Genomic DNA, 15,455 nt, shown 5'->3' with positions numbered 1-15,455 from the left:
GGGCGCACGGGGGACGTCCCCGTCAGGCACCCACCGCGGCCGGCAGCGGCAGGCACGCCGCGTCGTAGCGCTCCAGCACCACGCGCGCCACCTCCGGCGCCGGGCCCAGCACCTCGGCGAGGACGTCCGCGCCGGCCGCGCCCCGCGCGATGCGGTCCGGCAGGAAGCCGGGCGCCAGCACGTACGGCGCGACCGCGACCCGCTCACAGCCGTCGGCCCTCAGGGCCCGCACGACGTCCTCGGTGCGGGGGAAGCCCGCGGGACGTCCCGCGCCGGTCGCGCCGTGCGGTCCCGCGGAGGCGAACGCGGGCCGCACGGCGCACCAACCGGTGAGCCGCCACTCCCGCGCGATACTTGCGATCACCGCGATCGCCTCCGGGTCGGTGGACCCCGCCGAGGCCAGTACGACCCCGGTCGAGGACTTGTCGGCCGGGCACAACCCGGCCTCCCACAGGCGGCGTTCGAGCGCCGCCCGCAGCAGCGGGGACGGCCCGAGGACGTCCGCCTGGCGGATCCGCAGCCACGGCGGGGCGTCCCGCAGCACGGCCGGGATGTCCGCCTTGGCGTGGAAGGCGCGCGTCAGCAGCAGCGGCAGCGCCACCACCTCGCGCACGCCCTCCGCCGCCAGCGACTCCAGCACCCCGTGCACCGACGGGACGTTGAAGTCCAGGAACCCGGTCTCCACGCGGGTGCCGGGCCGCAGCGACCGCACCCGCTCCACGAGGGCGTGCACCGTCGCGGCGTGCCGCGGGTCACGGCTGCCGTGCGCGATGACGAGGAGGACCGGATCGTGGCGCATGCGGGTCAGCCCTTCACCAGCAGACCGCGGCTGCGCAGCACCCGGCGTTCCAGCGGGCTGAAGATCAGCAGGTCGATCGCGATGCCGACGAACAGGATCAGGATGATCGCCTCGAACACCATGGACATCGAACTGGCGTTGCGGCCGTTCTCCAGCAACGCGCCCAGGCCGATGCCCAGATCCGGCGAGGAGGCGATGATCTCCGCCGCCATCAGCGAACGCCAGGAGAACGCCCAGCCCTGCTTCAGGCCCGCCAGGTAGCCGGGCAGCGCGGCCGGCATCACGATGTGCCAGGCGCCCCGCCAGCCGGTCGCGCCCATCGTGCGGCCGGCCCGCAGGAACAGCGGCGGCACCTGGTCGATGCCGGACACCAGGCCGTTGGCGATGGACGGCACGGCACCCAGCAGGATCACCGCGTACATCATCGAGTTGTCCAGGCCCAGCCAGATCACGGCCGGCGGCACCCACGCCACCGACGGCAGCGACTGCAGACCGGACAGGATCGGGCCGATCGCCGCCCGCACGAACCTCACCCGCGCCACCAGCAGGCCCAGCGGGGTGCCGATGGCCAGGGCGAAGAGGAAGCCGAGCAGACCGCGCGAGACGCTGGTCCAGATGTAGCCGAGGAGCTTGCCCTCCAGCCACGCGTCCTTGAACTCGTCGCCCACGTCCGCGGGCGACGGCAGCTTGGACGGGTCGTCGACGACCTTCAGCGAGATCAGGGCCTGCCAGACCAGCAGGACCACCGCCACCGCGACGACCGGCGGCAGCACCTTGTCGAGGAGCGTCCTGCGCAGCGGGGTGCGGTCCGCCGCGGAGGTCTCCAGGGCGTCCAGGCCCGCCTCGAGACCGCCGAGGCCGTCCCTGGCGGGCCCGTCGGGGGCGGCGCCGTCCGCCGCGCGGTCGGTCGTTCCGGCCGTGCCGGTCGTCTCAGTGCTGGCCATGACGGCGGATCTCCCCACGCAGTACTTCGGTGATCTCCAAGGACAGCTCCGCCACCGGCGCGTCCTCGATCCGGCGCGGCTGCGGGATGTCCACCCGCCACTCGCGGGCCACCCGGCCCGGCCGCGACGACAGCAGCACCACGCGCTGCGCCAGCCGTACGGCCTCGCGCACGTTGTGCGTGACGAACAGCACCGACACCCCGGTCTCCGCCCAGATCCGGGTCAGTTCGTCGTGCAGCACGTCCCGGGTGATCGCGTCCAGCGCCGCGAACGGCTCGTCCATCAGCAGCAGCCGGCTGTCCTGGGCGAGGGCCCGCGCCAGCGCGACCCGCTGGCGCATGCCGCCGGACAGCTCGTGCACCCGCTTGCCGTGCGAGCCGGTCAGCCGGACCAGTTCGAGCAGTTCCTCGGCGCGGCCGCGCCGCTCGTTCTTCGGCACGCCCCGCAGCTTCAGGGCGAGTTCGATGTTCTTGCCGGCGGTCAGCCACGGGAACAGGGCGTGTTCCTGGAACATCAGCGACGGACGCCCGTCGGTCGTGATGCCGCCGGCGGTGGGCCGGTCCAGGCCCGCCACCAGGTTCAGCAGCGTCGACTTGCCGCAGCCCGAGGCCCCCAGGAGGGTGACGAACTCGCCCGGCGCGACATCGAGGGTGATGTCGTCGAGGACGAGCTGCTGCCCGGCGGGCCCGGCGAAGGACTTCGAGACGTGCTCGATCCGGGCGGCGTACTCGACCGACTCCGCGCCCTCGGCCTTCAGAATCGTGGTGGCCATGGTCGTCACCTCCTGGGGACTGGGAACCGGGCTTACTTCACGCCGAGACCGGCGTCGGCGACCGCGGTCCCGCCCTCGGCCGCCAGGACCTTGTTCAGGAGCGTGAGGTCGTAGATGCCGTCGAGCTTGGGCTTGTCCAGCAGGCCGGCCTTGACCGCGTGCGCCGCCTCGGTGTTGAGCGTGGAGGCCAGCGGGTCGTCGGTGAACGTGATGGACTTCCACGCCGGGTCGAGCACCTCGGCCGGGAGCTCCTTGCCGGAGTCCGTCTTGAGCTGGGCGTTCGCCGCCGCCTTCGCCGCGTCCGGGTTGGCGTTGATCCACTTGTTGGCGTCGACCGACGCCTTCAGCACGGCCTCGACGGCCTTCGGGTGCGCGGCGAGGAACTTCTGCGACACGATGATGTTGGTGATCACGAACTTCTTGTCCGGCCACAGGTCGGCCTCGTCGAGCAGCACCTTCGCGCCCTCGGCGACCAGCTTCGACGCGGTCGGCTCCGGCACCCACGCGCCGTCGATGGAGCCCGACTTGTAGGCGTCCGGGGTCACCTTGTTGTCGGTGCGGATGACCGACACGTCGCCCTTGCCGCTCTGCGCGTCGACCTTCCAGCCCTTCTCGGCGATCCAGTTGAGGAACGCCACGTCCTGCGTGTTGCCGAGCTGCGGGGTCGCGATCTTCTTGCCCTTGACGTCGTCCAAAGTCTTGATCTTCTTCGGGTTCACCACCAGCTTCACGCCGCCGGACGCCGAACCGCCGATGATGCGCAGGCTCTTGCCGTCGGACTTGGTGTAGCCGTTGATCGACGGGGACGGGCCGATCCAGCCGATGTCGATCGCCCCGGAGTTCAGCGCCTCGATCTCGGAGGGGCCGGCGTTGAAGATCTGGTACTGCGCGTGCGTGGCGCCCAGCGCCTTCTGGAAGAAGCCCTTGTTCACGCCCACCAGCGCGGTGCCGTGCGTGAGGTTGCCGAAGTAGCCGATCTTGACGGAGTCGAGTCCGTCGATCTTCTCGGCGCCGGCGGCGACCTTCTGCTGGCCGGAGCTGTCGTCCTTCGAGTCGGAGCCGTAGCCGCAGGCGGCCAGGGCGAGGAGGGGAAGCGAGGCCACGACGGCGAGGCCGCGGCGCAGGTAGGTCGATCGGGTGGCAGGCACGGGAGGGTTTCCTCTCGTTGGCCCGGCGGTCACGACGCTCTCAGGTCGTGGCCGGGGGGTCGGCAGAAGGTTTTCGTCGCTTCCGGGGTGGGGGTCCCCCCGCGAGCGAGCGAAGTCGAGGCCGTGGGGGAGGGTGGGGGGACAGGGCGCGCGAGCGGTGCGCGTACGTCACGGCGCACATCGGGCCACCCCGCCCTGTCCGCTGCCGAGGGCGCCGCTGCCGACGCGGCCGCCCTCCTTCGCGAACGTCGAGTAGAAATCGGAGGAGTTCATGCTCAGAAGTCCCACCCGTCTTCCTCGGCCGGGTCCTTGACGGGCTCGGGGGAGGCGAACGACTCGCCGACCATGCCCGCGGTCAGCGTGGTGCCGTCGGACGGGTCGATCAGGATGAAGGAGCCGGTGCGGCGCGAGTCGGCGTAGGAGTCGACGGGGAGCGGCTCGGCGGTGCGGATCTTCACCCGGCCGATGTCGTTGGCGGCGAGCTGTCCCGGGTGCGGGTGCAGGGACAGGTCGTCGAGCGTCAGCCGGGACGGGATGTCCTTGACGATCGCCTTCACCGTGCGCGTGCCGTGCTTGATCAGCACCCGGTGGCCCACGGTCAGCGGCTGGTCGGCGACGTGGCACACGGTCGCCTCGACGTCCTGCGTGGTCGGCGGGGCGTCCTTGGTGGGCACGAGGAGGTCGCCGCGGGAGATGTCGAGGTCGTCCTCCAGCAGGACCGTCACCGACTGCGTCGTCCACGCCTCGCGGACCGCGCGGCCCAGCACGTCGATGGCGGAGATCCGGCTGGTACGGCCCGAGGGCAGCACCGTGACCTCCTCGCCGACCCGGAAGGTGCCGGCCGCGATCTGACCGGCGTAGCCGCGGTAGTCCGGGTGCTCGGCGGTCTGCGGCCGGATCACGTACTGCACGGGCAGCCGCGCGTGGCAGTGCGCGAGGTCGTGGCTGACCGGGACGGTCTCCAGGTGCTCCAGCACGGTCGGGCCGCCGTACCAGTCCATGTGCGCGGACGGCTCCACCACGTTGTCGCCGGCCAGCGCCGAGATGGGGATGGCGGTGACCTCGGGCACGCCCAGCTCGGTGGCGTACGCCGTGAACTCCTCGGCGATCGCCGCGAAGACGCTCTCGCGGTACTCCACCAGGTCCATCTTGTTGACCGCGAGGACGACGTGCGGGACGCGCAGCAGGGCCGCGATCGCCGCGTGCCGCCGGGTCTGCTCGACCACGCCGTTGCGGGCGTCGACCAGGATCACCGTCAGCTCGGCCGTCGAGGCGCCCGTCACCATGTTCCGCGTGTACTGCACGTGCCCGGGGGTGTCGGCGAGGATGAACCGCCGCCGGGGCGTGGCGAAGTAGCGGTAGGCGACGTCGATGGTGATGCCCTGCTCGCGCTCGGCGCGCAGGCCGTCGGTGAGCAGCGCGAGGTCGGGGCCCTCCTGGCCGCGGCTCGCGGACGCCCGCTCCACGGCCTCCAGTTGGTCGGTGAGGACCGACTTGGAGTCGTGCAGCAGCCGGCCCACCAGGGTGGACTTGCCGTCGTCGACGGACCCGGCGGTGGCGAACCGCAGCAGGGTGGTGGCCGAGAGCTCCTCGGTCGTGGTGGTGCCCATGGTTAGAAGTACCCCTCGCGCTTGCGGTCTTCCATCGCGGCCTCGGAGAGCTTGTCGTCGGCCCGGGTGGCGCCGCGCTCGGTGAGCCGCGAGGCGGCGATCTCGGCGATCACGGCGTCCAGCGTGGTGGCGTCCGAGTCGACCGCGCCCGTGCAGGACATGTCACCGACCGTGCGGTAGCGCACCAGGCGCTTCTCGACGGTCTCGCCGTCCTTCGGGCCGCCCCACTCGCCGGCCGTCAGCCACATCCCGGCCCGCTGGAACACCTCACGCTCGTGCGCGAAGTAGATCTGCGGCAGCTCGATGCCCTCGCGGGCGATGTACTGCCAGACGTCCAGCTCGGTCCAGTTGGACAGCGGGAAGACGCGGACGTGCTCGCCGGGCGCGTGGCGGCCGTTGTAGAGGTTCCACAGCTCGGGGCGCTGGCGGCGCGGGTCCCACTGGGAGAACTCGTCGCGCAGGGAGAAGACGCGTTCCTTGGCGCGGGCCTTCTCCTCGTCGCGGCGGCCGCCGCCGAAGACGGCGTCGAACTTCTCGGCCTGGATCTTCTCCGTCAGCGGCAGCGTCTGCAGCGGGTTGCGGGTGCCGTCGGGACGCTCCTTGAGCACCCCGCGGTCGATGTAGTCCTGCACGGACGCCACGTGCAGGCGCAGCCGGTGCCGCTCCACGGTGCGGTCGCGGTACTCGAGGACCTCGGGGAAGTTGTGCCCGGTGTCGACGTGCAGCAGCGAGAAGGGCACCGGCGCGGGCGTGAACGCCTTCAGCGCCAGGTGCAGCATGACGATGGAGTCCTTGCCGCCGGAGAAGAGGATCACCGGGTTCTCGAACTCGCCCGCCACCTCACGGAAGATGTGCACCGCTTCCGACTCGAGCGCGTCCAGGTGCGACAGGGCGTACGGGCTGCCCGTGCCCTCGTGGGCGGTGGTGGCGACGGTCGTCACGCCAGTCCCCTCTCGGTCAGCAGGGCGTGCACCGACGCGGCGGACTCCTGCACGGTCTGGTTCTGCGACTCGATCCGCAGATCGGGCGCCTCGGGCTCCTCGTACGGGTCGTCGACGCCCGTCAGGCCCGACAGCTCGCCCGCCGCCTGCTTGGCGTACAGGCCCTTGACGTCCCGCACGGAGCACACCTCGACGGGCGTGGCCACGTGGACCTCCAGGTACGTCGTGCCGTTCGCCTCGTGCCGCTTGCGCACCGCGTCCCGGCTGTCCGCGTACGGAGCGATGACGGGGACGAGCACCTTCACCCCGTTGCGGGCGAGCAGTTCGGCGACGAAACCGATGCGCTGCACGTTGGTGTGCCGGTCCTCGCGGCTGAAGCCGAGGCCCGCCGAGATGAACTCGCGGATCTCGTCGCCGTCGAGCACCTCCACCCGGTGGCCCTCGGCGCGCAGTCGGCCGGCCAGCTCGTACGCGATGGTGGTCTTGCCGGCGCTCGGCAGACCCGTGAGCCAGACGGTGGCTCCGCTCGTCACGTCAGTCTCCTGGGGGTTGGTCGTCATCCGTGCAGTCCGCACTCGGTCTTGCCCCGGCCGGCCCAGCGGCCGGCGCGCGCGTCCTCGCCCTCGAGGACCCGGCGGGTGCAGGGGGCGCAGCCGATGGAGGCGTAGCCGTCCGTCAGCAGCGGGTTGGTCAGCACCCCGTGCTCGGCGACGTAGGCGTCCACGTCGTCCTGGGTCCAGCGGGCGATGGGGGAGACCTTGACCTTCCGGCGCTTGTCGTCCCAGCCGACCACCGGGGTGTTCGCCCGGGTCGGCGACTCGTCGCGGCGCAGGCCGGTCGCCCACGCCCGGTAGCCCTTCAGCCCCTCCTCCAGCGGCTGCACCTTGCGCAGCCGGCAGCACAGGTCGGGGTCGCGGTCGTGCAGCTTCGGGCCGTACTGGGCGTCCTGTTCGGCGACCGTCTGCCGGGGCGTGAGGGTGATGACGTTGACGTCCATCACGGCCGCCACCGCGTCACGGGTGCCGATGGTCTCCTCGAAGTGGTAGCCGGTGTCGAGGAACACCACGTCCACGCCCTTGAGCACGCGGGACGCGAGGTGCGCGACCACCGCGTCCTCCATCGAGGAGGTGACGCAGAACTCCTTGCCGAAGGTGTCCACCGCCCACTGGAGGATCTCCAGCGCGCTGGCGTCCTCCAGGTCGCGGCCCGCCTGCTCGGCGAGGGCCTTCAACTCCGCGTCGGTACGGGCGTCCTGAGCCGTCGTCATATGTCGTCGCCTCCGTTGTCCTCGGCTCGCCGGAGTCCCCGGGCGAGCAGCCCGAGGAACTTCAGCTGGAATGCGCGGTTGCACGCCGCGCATTCCCAGGCGCCTCCCCCACGCTCGGCTGCGCTCGCGCGGGGGGACCCCCATGCGGCCTCGTGCGGACGCAGGTCCTCGTCGCCGCAGTAGGGGCAGTGGAAGGGGGCCGCGCGTTCGCTCACGACAGGGCCTCCTCGGAGGCACGGGCCGTCCAGGCGGCGAACCGCTCGCCCTCCTGGCGCTCCGCCCGGAACCGCGTCAGCACCCGCTCGATGTAGTCGGGCAGTTCGTCCGCGGTGACCTTCAGGCCGCGCACCTTGCGGCCGAAGCCGGCCTCCAGGCCGAGCGCGCCGCCCAGGTGCACCTGGTAGCCCTCGACCTGCCTGCCCTCGTCGTCGAGGACGAGCTGGCCCTTGAGACCGATGTCCGCCACCTGGATACGGGCGCAGGCGTTGGGGCAGCCGTTGAGGTTGATGGTGAGCGGCTCGTCGAAGTCCGGGAGCCGGCGCTCGAGTTCGTCGATGAGCGTGGACCCGCGCTGCTTGGTCTCGACGATGGCGAGCTTGCAGAACTCGATGCCGGTGCAGGCCATGGTGCCGCGCCGGAACGTGGACGGCCGGGCGGTGAGGTCCAGCGCCTCCAGCCCCTCGACCAGCGAGTCGACCTGGTCCTGCTCGACGTCGAGGACGATCATCTTCTGCTCGACGGTGGTGCGCACCCGGCCCGAGCCGTGCGCCTCCGCCAGGTCGGCGATCTTGGTCAGCGTGGCGCCGTCGACGCGGCCGACGCGCGGGGCGAACCCGACGTAGAACCGGCCGTCCTTCTGGCGGTGCACGCCGATGTGGTCGCGCCACTGCTGCACGGGCTGCTCGGGCGCGGGCCCGTCGGTCAGCCTGCGCCCGCCGAGGTACTCGTCCTCCAGCACCTGCCGGAACTTCTCGGCGCCCCAGTCGGCGACCAGGAACTTCAGCCGGGCGCGGTTGCGCAGGCGGCGGTAGCCGTAGTCGCGGAAGATCGAGATGACGCCCTCGTAGACGTCGGGCACGTCCTCGATCGGCACCCAGGCGCCGAGCCGGACGCCCAGCTTGGGGTTGGTGGACAGCCCGCCGCCGACCCACAGGTCGAAGCCGGGGCCGTGCTCGGGGTGCCGTACGCCGACGAACGCCACGTCGTTGATCTCGTGCACCACGTCCAGCAGCGGCGAACCGGAGATGGCCGTCTTGAACTTGCGGGGGAGGTTCGAGTACGCGGGGTTGTTCAGGACGCGGCGCTTCATCTCCTCCAGCGCCGGCGTGGCGTCGATGATCTCGTCCTCGGCGATGCCGGCCACGGGGGAGCCGATCATCACGCGCGGGGTGTCGCCGCAGGCGGTCACCGTGGACAGGCCCACGGCCTCCAGCCGCTGCCAGATCTCCGGGACGTCCTCGATGCGGATCCAGTGGTACTGGACGTTCTGCCGGTCGGTGATGTCGGCGGTGCCGCGCGCGAACTCCTGCGAGACCTCGCCGATGACGCGCAGCTGCCGGGTGGTGAGCGCTCCGGCGTCGATGCGCACCCGCAGCATGAAGTAGCGGTCGTCGAGCTCCTCCGGCTCCAGCACGGCGGTCTTGCCGCCGTCGATCCCGGGGCGGCGCTGGGTGTACAGGCCCCACCAGCGCATCCGGCCGCGCAGGTCGTTGGGGTCGATCGAGTCGAAGCCGCGCTTGGAGTAGATCGTCTCAATGCGTGTCCGCACGTTGAGACCGTCGTCGTCCTTCTTGAACTGCTCGTTGCCGTTCAGCGGGGTGAAGTGACCCGCGGCCCACTGACCCTCGCCGCGGTGACGGCTCACCTTGCGGCGGGGCCCGGAGGCGGCGGGGTTCTGGGGGCTGGCGGCCATGGTGAATCGTCCTTCGGGACAGGCGGAATGCGCTTCTGACCTGTGCGTAGGGGCGCACGGGGGCATGCGTGCGCGCCGTTGCGCACGGGGGCGGGGAGGCGAGGGGTGCCGGGAGTGCTGGAGACGTCAGCGGGCCGGACAGATGGCGCTGGACATGCGGCCGAGGTCGACGTGGCGTCGACTCACCAAGGCAATTCCAGTTCCGGACATGACGGAAGCGTGGCACGGCGAAATGGACACAGTCCAGCTTCGTCCGCCATGCGGACACCTGGGTCTCGCCTGGCGAGACAAGGGTGGCCTCGATCACACGGTCCGTCGCGGGGCTTGTCCGCCCAGGTCAGACCCGGTATGGGAGAGGGGGAGCGAGGGCGCCCCGCGCGTGTGCGCGCGGCGCGCGGACGCAGGTCAGGCCGGGTACGCGCCGGGCCACGGACCCGGCGTGGCCACCTCGGCCTCCTCCTTCACCTCGGTGTCGAACAGCCGGAAACCGCGCCGCTGGTAATTGGCCAGGGCGTGCTCGCCGTCCCTGCTGCAGGTGTGCAGCCACACCCGCTTGGTCCGCGCCAGCCCCGGCCAGCGCTCCGCCAGGTCCCAGGCGCGGGCGGTGCCGTACGCCAGCAGGTGGCCGCCGATCCGCCGGCCGCGGAAGGCGGGGATCAGCCCGAAGTACTCGATCTCGACGACCCCGTCGTCCTGCGGGCCCAGCTCCACGTACCCCGCGGGCGTGCCCCGGTCGTAGGCGACCCACGTCTCGACCCCCGGCCGCTCCAGGTGCTCGCGCCACCGCGCGTACGTCCAGCCCAGCCGGTCCACCCACTGGATGTCCCCGCCCACGGACGCGTACAGGAAGCGGCTGAACTCGGGGGAGGGCACCTCGGCCCGCACGATCCGCACGTCGCCGTCGGGCGCGTCGGCCGGCAGCAGGTCGCTCGGGGCGGTCTGCTCCAGGGACCAGGTGGTCACGGGGATGTTGGTCATGCCGCACAGGGAATCATCCGACCGGCGAGCCCGTCCACCGGGGCATCGCCGCCGGTCGCGGCCCCGCGGGCCGGGCCCGAGGGACGGCGCGCCCGCAGGCCGGCCCGCCGTCCGTGGACAGCGGTCCCGGCATGCGGACCGCGGGTCCGCCCCGGCTACTTCGCCGTGTCGTCGAGCGCGGCCAGCGGCAGGGCGAACAGCACCCGGCCCGACTGGGTCCACACCTCGCCGGTCTCCTGCCAGTACGACAGCGACGGCGTGCTCTCGCTCCAGCACCGGTGCGTGTCCTCGTCGCCGCACCGTGCGGCGCGCGCCCCGTCCACGTCCTGCCGCCACAGCGTGCCCCGCTCGTCCCCGGAGCCGGCCGGCCGCGTCACGTACCAGGTGCCCCCGCGCGCGAGCACGCCCCGCACGCCGCTCGCGCGTGTCTCGTACGCCCCAGTCGGCTCCGCGCGCCCGGCCGCGTCCGTGCTGAGCAGGCCCGCCCGCTGGGGCAGCGGGCTCAAGGAGTAACGCCACAGGCGGGCGTGCCGGCCACTGCCGGGCAGCGTCCACTCGGCCGCGACCAGGCTGTCGGGGGTGGTGCTGCGGTCCAGGGAGAGCGCGGCGGGCCGCGGCGCGTCCGGGCCACCGGCCGGCCGGTAGGCGGCCACGGCGGGCAGGACGTAGCGCTCGCCGTGGGCCGACCAGCCGCCGGGCACCCGGCCCACCGCCCCGCCCGTCACGCCGGCCCGCTCGATGCGGTTCAGGTCGAACACGTACAGCCCGGCCCGGTCCCCGTCGTCGGCGGTGACCAGCAGCCGGTTGCCGTACCAGACCATCCCGGAGACGTGCGAGGCGAGCGCCCGGTAGTCCAGGCCGCCCTCCACCGGGACCGCCAGCAGCACCCAGGTGTAGGTGAGGCGGCCGGGGTCGTCCGCGTCGACGAAGGCGACCCGGGCCAGCCGCCCGCCGCCCGTCGTGCGGTCCGGGGCGGACCAGCCGGACAGCACGACGCGGTGCGCGCCCCACAGGCCGTCGTCGTCCGCGTCGCCGGAGGTGGTGACCGCGCCCGGCTGCCAGCCGCGGGTGTCGTCGCCGTCCCAGCAGTACGCGCGCGTGGCCGCCGGGGCCACGGGCAGCGCCCGGCGCTCGCCCGGCGTGCAGTCGGGGGCGGGGCGCAGCGTGCGGTCCGCGTCGGCGAGGACGTCGCCCACGCCCACCGGCGCACCCATCGCGGCGGTCAGCCGGTCCAGGGACCCCGGGGGGACCGCCTCCTCGGTCAGCCGCGCCTGGCGGGCCACGGCGTGCCGGGCCAGTGGTTGAAGCGCCCCGGGATCGTCCGTGACCGTGGCCTGGGACGCGCTGATCATGGTGGCGGCCGCGGTGAGCGCGAGAGCGGTTCCGGCCAGGAACGCCCGCAGCGCCCTGCCGCGCCTGCGCCGGCGGTGTCGGCCCCGTTGCTTCATTCGTCCTCCCGAGGCGAGCCAACTGCGCCCGTCGATCCGTACGTTGACCGAGGAGCAGGTGGGGTGGCCCGTACCGGGATGCTACGGCAGGTGACACGTGCAGGGGAGGAAGACCCGGCAGATCGTGGGAAGATGCCCCACGATCATGCGTTTTCCGGTATGGATCGGACGCCCGGCGACGGCATCACGGACCCGTGCCCCGGGTGCCGGCCACCGCCGGCGCCGTGGAGTGCGGCAACAGGTCCCGCGGGTCGTCGGGCAGCAGCACCTCGACCTCCGCGTCCTCGCAGAAACGATACGGCCGATGCTCCAGGAACCCCCCGAGATACCGCCGCACCCGCGACATCTCCGCCCGTACCGTCACCGTGCGCCCCGGGTCCCCGAACATGTCCTCGGCCAGCCCGGACGCGCTGCGCCCACCCCGGTGCACCGCCAGCAGGTAGAGCAACTCCGCGTGCCGCGGGCTCAGTTCGTGGCTCCACGCCCCCGCGCTGCCGGACACCGTCACCGACCAGCGGCGCGGCCGCGTCAGGTCCAGCACGATCCGCGTGCTGCCCGGCGGCGACGGCTCGTCCACCGCCCGCACCAGCCAGCCCCCGTCCAGCGGCTCCAGCGCGCACAGCCCCAGCGCCGGCAGCCATCTGCGGCCCGGCGTGCACGACTTGGGCAGCGTGATCCGGTTCGTGTACGGCATCCCCGTCACGGCCGCCGTCCAGCCGTCCCGGTCCACCACCGCCGCCCGCCCGGTCAGCCGTGCCAGCACCGGCGCCGCCACCGCGCGCAACCGCTCCAGCGCGGTCAGGTGTCGTTCGCGCAACCGCGCCTCGGCCAGCTTCGCCACCGAGTCCACCCAGGCCAGGGTGGCCGGGTGCATCGTCTCCAGCGGCCCGCTGACGTCCACCACGCCGATCAGCCGCCCGTCGCGCGGGTCGGTGATGGGCGCGCCCGCGCACGTCCAGCTGGCGTGCGAGCGCACGAAGTGCTCGGCGGCGAACACCTGCACGGGCCGGCGCACCACCGCCGGCGTGCCCACACCGTTGGTGCCGACCACGTCCTCGCGCCAGTCCGCGCCCAGCTCGAACCCCAGCCCGTCCGCCTTGCGCAGCACCGGTGTGCAGCCCTCCCGCCACAGCACCCGGCCGTCCTGGTCCGCGACCACCATGATGTGGTGGGCCACGTCCGCCACCGACAGCAGCCCCTCGCGCAGCACCGGCAGCACCTCCTTCAGCGGCGACTCCTCCCGCCGCCGGCGCACCTCGTCGGAGCTGAGCAGCCCCGAGCGGAAGTCGTGCTCCGGATCGACCCCGCTGCGCAGCAACCGGTCCCAGGACTGCTCGATCACCGGGCGGGGCGCCACCCGCGCCCGCTGGCCGGCCAGCCGGGCCTCCCGCACCTCGTTGAGCACCCGCGCCGCGCGTGCGGCGTCGACGGCCGCGAGCTGCGCCACGTTCATCGGCGAGTTCGCCACTGGGGCCTCCCGGAAAGGACCTGCGGAAACCTGAGGAAGAACGAGCGGACCGCGGGGTGCCGGTCCGGCCGACCGACGCCCTGCGGTCCCGCTCGCCGTCTCATCCTCCTCAATACTGCCGCTCCGCCGTGACGGAGGGGCACACTCCGGTCACTCTGCCCGTCCGAGTTGCAACCCCCTGCAACCCTGGTGGACCCCCACGGGACTGTTTGAAAATTGACCTACGCCGTCCCGAGCGGCGTTCCTGGCCTCGCAGGGCCATTGCGGCGGGGGTGGTGCCGTGTCGGCGCAGCACCACCCCCGCTCACCTGTACCCGTCTCGGAACGAGACCGAGCGGCCGGTCAGGCCGACGGCCGGGCCCGGTCCACCACCGCCGCCAGGTCCAGCGTCGCCGGCAGCGTGCCGAAGGCCGCGCCCCCGTCCCCGCCCAGCCGCGCCGCGCAGAACGCGTCGGCGACCTGCGGCGGCGCGAACCGGACGAGCAGCGACCCCTGCAGCACCAGCGCGAACCGCTCCGCGAGCCGCCGGGCGCGCGCCTCGATGCCACCCAGGTCGGCCAGGTCCGTCAGCAGGTCCTTGATCGCCGCGTCCAGCCGGTGGTCCGCGCCGCGCGCCCTCCCGACCTCCTCCAGGTAGGCGTCCAGCGCCCGCGGCTCCCGGCGCAGCGCCCGCAGCAGGTCCAGCGCCTGCACGTTGCCCGCGCCCTCCCAGACCGAGTTCAGCGGCGACTCCCGCACCAGCCGGGGCAGGCCCGACTCCTCGACGTACCCGTTGCCGCCCAGGCACTCGGCGGCCTCCACCACCACCGGCGCACACCGCTTGGTGATCCAGTACTTCGCCGCCGGCACCGCGATCCGCAGCAGCGCCCGCTCCTGCTCGCCCCCGTCGTCGTAGGCGGCCGCGAGCCGCAGCGCCAGCGTCGTCGCTGCCTCCGACTCCAGCGCGAGATCGGCCAGAACGTTGCGCATCAGCGGCTTGTCGACGAGCTTCCCGCCGAACGCCTCGCGGTGGAGGCAGTGGTGCACGGCCTGGGTGACCGCCTGCCGCATCAGCCCTGCCGAACCGAGCGCGCAGTCCAGCCGGGTCGCCGCGACCATGTCGATGATGGTGCGCACCCCGCGCCCCTCCTCACCGACCCGGCGCGCCCACGTCCCGTCGAACTCGACCTCCGCCGAGGCGTTCGACCGGTTGCCGAGCTTGTCCTTCAGCCGCTGGACCAGGAACGGGTTGCGCGTGCCGTCCTCCAGCACCCGCGGCACCAGGAAACAGGTCAGCGCGTCCTCGCGGGCCGCGCCCGCCGCGTCCGCCGCCTGCGCCAGCACCAGGAAGCCGTCCGACATGGGCGCCGAGCAGAACCACTTGTGCCCGGTCAGCTCGTACGTCCCGTCCTCGGCGAGCGGCCGCGCCACCGTGGCGTTGGCCCGTACGTCGCTGCCGCCCTGCTTCTCGGTCATGCCCATCCCGAACAGCGCCCCCGCCTTCAGCCGGGCCGGGCGCAGCTCGCGCTCGTAGAGCGTGGACGTCAGCCGCGGCTCCCACTCGGCCGCCAGCGCGGGGTCGGTGCGCAGCGCGGGCACCGCCGCGTGGGTCATCGACAGCGGGCAGCAGGTGCCGGCGTCGACCTGCGTCCACACCAGGAACGCGGCCGCCCGCCGCACGTGGCCGCCCGGCCGCACCCAGGCCGCCGTGAGCCCCGCGCCGACGCCCTTGCCGAGCAGCCGGTGCCAGGCGGGGTGGAAGTCGACCTCGTCGACGCGGTGACCGTAGCGGTCGTGGGTGCGCAGCCGGGGCGGGTTCTGGTCGGCCTGCTCGGCCCACTCGTGCAGTTGCGCGGACCCTGCGGCGCGGCCCAGGGCCGACAACTCCGCGCGCGCCTCGTCGAGCAGCGCCGGGTCGAGATGTCGTCCGACCGCTTCCACCAGGGCGCGGTCGCCGCCGTAGACGTCGTGGCCGACGAGGGGAGGGGGCTGGTTGGTCACGGTGTGCGTGCTGCCTGCCATACCGCGAACGTACCCCCGGGCACTGCGGACATGGCCGCCCCGACACAGCCGCGGCCCTCCGGACCGGGTCCGGCCTGCTCGCGCGCCTCGTCCCGCCTCGTCCCCGGTGGGGGGTGTCCCCGGCCCGAGCCGGGGATGAGCGGAGCCTCGTACGGCGGATACCTTTA

At 73.1% G+C, this 15,455-nt stretch carries 15 protein-coding genes; all 15 read right to left on the bottom strand.

What is annotated here, in order from left to right; translation table 11 throughout:
* Positions 1-22: 22 nt before the first annotated feature.
* The 15 genes from E4U92_RS06660 to E4U92_RS06590 all read right to left on the bottom strand — a co-directional run bounded on the left by E4U92_RS06660 (position 23) and on the right by E4U92_RS06590 (position 15,288).
* Positions 23-799 (bottom strand): sirohydrochlorin chelatase, encoded by a 777-nt coding sequence (locus tag E4U92_RS06660; protein WP_137299305.1) that lies wholly within the window; start codon positions 797-799, stop codon positions 23-25.
* A gap of 5 nt (positions 800-804) precedes the next feature.
* A complete protein-coding gene (locus tag E4U92_RS06655; RefSeq protein ID WP_174863713.1) occupies positions 805-1,743 on the bottom strand; it encodes an ABC transporter permease in 939 nt (312 codons plus the stop codon).
* Positions 1,730-2,515 carry an ABC transporter ATP-binding protein gene (locus E4U92_RS06650; protein ID WP_137299304.1) on the bottom strand — a complete coding sequence of 262 codons (786 nt, stop codon included), beginning with the start codon at positions 2,513-2,515 and terminating at the stop codon, positions 1,730-1,732. Before E4U92_RS06650 ends, E4U92_RS06655 begins: the two co-directional genes overlap by 14 nt.
* Positions 2,516-2,547: 32 nt before the next feature.
* Entirely contained in the window at positions 2,548-3,663 is a 1,116-nt protein-coding gene (locus E4U92_RS06645; RefSeq protein ID WP_137299303.1) for an aliphatic sulfonate ABC transporter substrate-binding protein, read from the bottom strand.
* Between the two features lie 275 nt (positions 3,664-3,938).
* Positions 3,939-5,273 (bottom strand): sulfate adenylyltransferase subunit 1, encoded by a 1,335-nt coding sequence (locus E4U92_RS06635; protein ID WP_137299301.1) that lies wholly within the window; start codon positions 5,271-5,273, stop codon positions 3,939-3,941.
* 2 nt (positions 5,274-5,275) lie between these two features.
* Positions 5,276-6,214 (bottom strand): sulfate adenylyltransferase subunit CysD, encoded by a 939-nt coding sequence (cysD, locus tag E4U92_RS06630; protein WP_137299300.1) that lies wholly within the window; start codon positions 6,212-6,214, stop codon positions 5,276-5,278.
* Positions 6,211-6,774: an adenylyl-sulfate kinase gene (gene cysC / locus E4U92_RS06625; RefSeq protein ID WP_137299299.1), complete on the bottom strand. Its 564-nt coding sequence runs from the start codon at positions 6,772-6,774 to the stop codon at positions 6,211-6,213. The genes cysD and cysC overlap by 4 nt, the downstream gene beginning before the upstream one ends.
* On the bottom strand, positions 6,771-7,481 hold the full coding sequence (locus E4U92_RS06620; protein WP_137299298.1) for a phosphoadenylyl-sulfate reductase: 711 nt from the start codon (positions 7,479-7,481) through the stop codon (positions 6,771-6,773). Before E4U92_RS06620 ends, cysC begins: the two co-directional genes overlap by 4 nt.
* A complete protein-coding gene (locus tag E4U92_RS36530; RefSeq protein WP_137299297.1) occupies positions 7,478-7,696 on the bottom strand; it encodes a hypothetical protein in 219 nt (72 codons plus the stop codon). Before E4U92_RS36530 ends, E4U92_RS06620 begins: the two co-directional genes overlap by 4 nt.
* The gene (locus tag E4U92_RS06610) at positions 7,693-9,393 is read right to left on the bottom strand and encodes a nitrite/sulfite reductase (protein ID WP_137299296.1); all 1,701 of its coding nucleotides are present in this window, start codon (positions 9,391-9,393) and stop codon (positions 7,693-7,695) included. The genes E4U92_RS36530 and E4U92_RS06610 overlap by 4 nt, the downstream gene beginning before the upstream one ends.
* Before the next feature lie 126 nt (positions 9,394-9,519).
* Positions 9,520-9,603 (bottom strand): putative leader peptide, encoded by an 84-nt coding sequence (locus E4U92_RS37205; protein WP_310591794.1) that lies wholly within the window; start codon positions 9,601-9,603, stop codon positions 9,520-9,522.
* A gap of 195 nt (positions 9,604-9,798) precedes the next feature.
* Positions 9,799-10,371 carry a GNAT family N-acetyltransferase gene (locus tag E4U92_RS06605; RefSeq protein WP_137299295.1) on the bottom strand — a complete coding sequence of 191 codons (573 nt, stop codon included), beginning with the start codon at positions 10,369-10,371 and terminating at the stop codon, positions 9,799-9,801.
* Positions 10,372-10,526: 155 nt separating this feature from the next.
* A complete protein-coding gene (locus tag E4U92_RS06600) occupies positions 10,527-11,819 on the bottom strand; it encodes a hypothetical protein (protein WP_137299294.1) in 1,293 nt (430 codons plus the stop codon).
* A 184-nt stretch (positions 11,820-12,003) separates the two neighbouring features.
* Positions 12,004-13,272: a GAF domain-containing protein gene (locus E4U92_RS06595; protein WP_174863744.1), complete on the bottom strand. Its 1,269-nt coding sequence runs from the start codon at positions 13,270-13,272 to the stop codon at positions 12,004-12,006.
* Between the two features lie 357 nt (positions 13,273-13,629).
* A complete protein-coding gene (locus tag E4U92_RS06590; protein WP_137299292.1) occupies positions 13,630-15,288 on the bottom strand; it encodes an acyl-CoA dehydrogenase family protein in 1,659 nt (552 codons plus the stop codon).
* Positions 15,289-15,455: the final 167 nt, after the last annotated feature.

Origin of the sequence: Streptomyces galbus, from assembly GCF_005280195.1 — a bacterium.
Classification (GTDB): Bacteria; Actinomycetota; Actinomycetes; order Streptomycetales; family Streptomycetaceae; genus Streptomyces; species Streptomyces galbus.
The sequence above is the reverse complement of the archived record's forward strand: the minus strand, read 5'-3'. Positions and strand labels throughout refer to the sequence as shown.

Coding starts and splice junctions, on each gene's coding strand:
- E4U92_RS06660 (WP_137299305.1), bottom strand. CDS start 799: ATGCGCCACGATCCGGTCCTCCTCGTCATCGCGCACGGCAGCCGTGAC.
- E4U92_RS06655 (WP_174863713.1), bottom strand. CDS start 1,743: ATGGCCAGCACTGAGACGACCGGCACGGCCGGAACGACCGACCGCGCG.
- E4U92_RS06650 (WP_137299304.1), bottom strand. CDS start 2,515: ATGGCCACCACGATTCTGAAGGCCGAGGGCGCGGAGTCGGTCGAGTAC.
- E4U92_RS06635 (WP_137299301.1), bottom strand. CDS start 5,273: ATGGGCACCACCACGACCGAGGAGCTCTCGGCCACCACCCTGCTGCGG.
- cysC (WP_137299299.1), bottom strand. CDS start 6,774: ATGACGACCAACCCCCAGGAGACTGACGTGACGAGCGGAGCCACCGTC.
- E4U92_RS06620 (WP_137299298.1), bottom strand. CDS start 7,481: ATGACGACGGCTCAGGACGCCCGTACCGACGCGGAGTTGAAGGCCCTC.
- E4U92_RS06610 (WP_137299296.1), bottom strand. CDS start 9,393: ATGGCCGCCAGCCCCCAGAACCCCGCCGCCTCCGGGCCCCGCCGCAAG.
- E4U92_RS37205 (WP_310591794.1), bottom strand. CDS start 9,603: ATGTCCGGAACTGGAATTGCCTTGGTGAGTCGACGCCACGTCGACCTC.
- E4U92_RS06605 (WP_137299295.1), bottom strand. CDS start 10,371: ATGACCAACATCCCCGTGACCACCTGGTCCCTGGAGCAGACCGCCCCG.
- E4U92_RS06600 (WP_137299294.1), bottom strand. CDS start 11,819: ATGAAGCAACGGGGCCGACACCGCCGGCGCAGGCGCGGCAGGGCGCTG.
- E4U92_RS06595 (WP_174863744.1), bottom strand. CDS start 13,272: ATGAACGTGGCGCAGCTCGCGGCCGTCGACGCCGCACGCGCGGCGCGG.
- E4U92_RS06590 (WP_137299292.1), bottom strand. CDS start 15,288: ATGGCAGGCAGCACGCACACCGTGACCAACCAGCCCCCTCCCCTCGTC.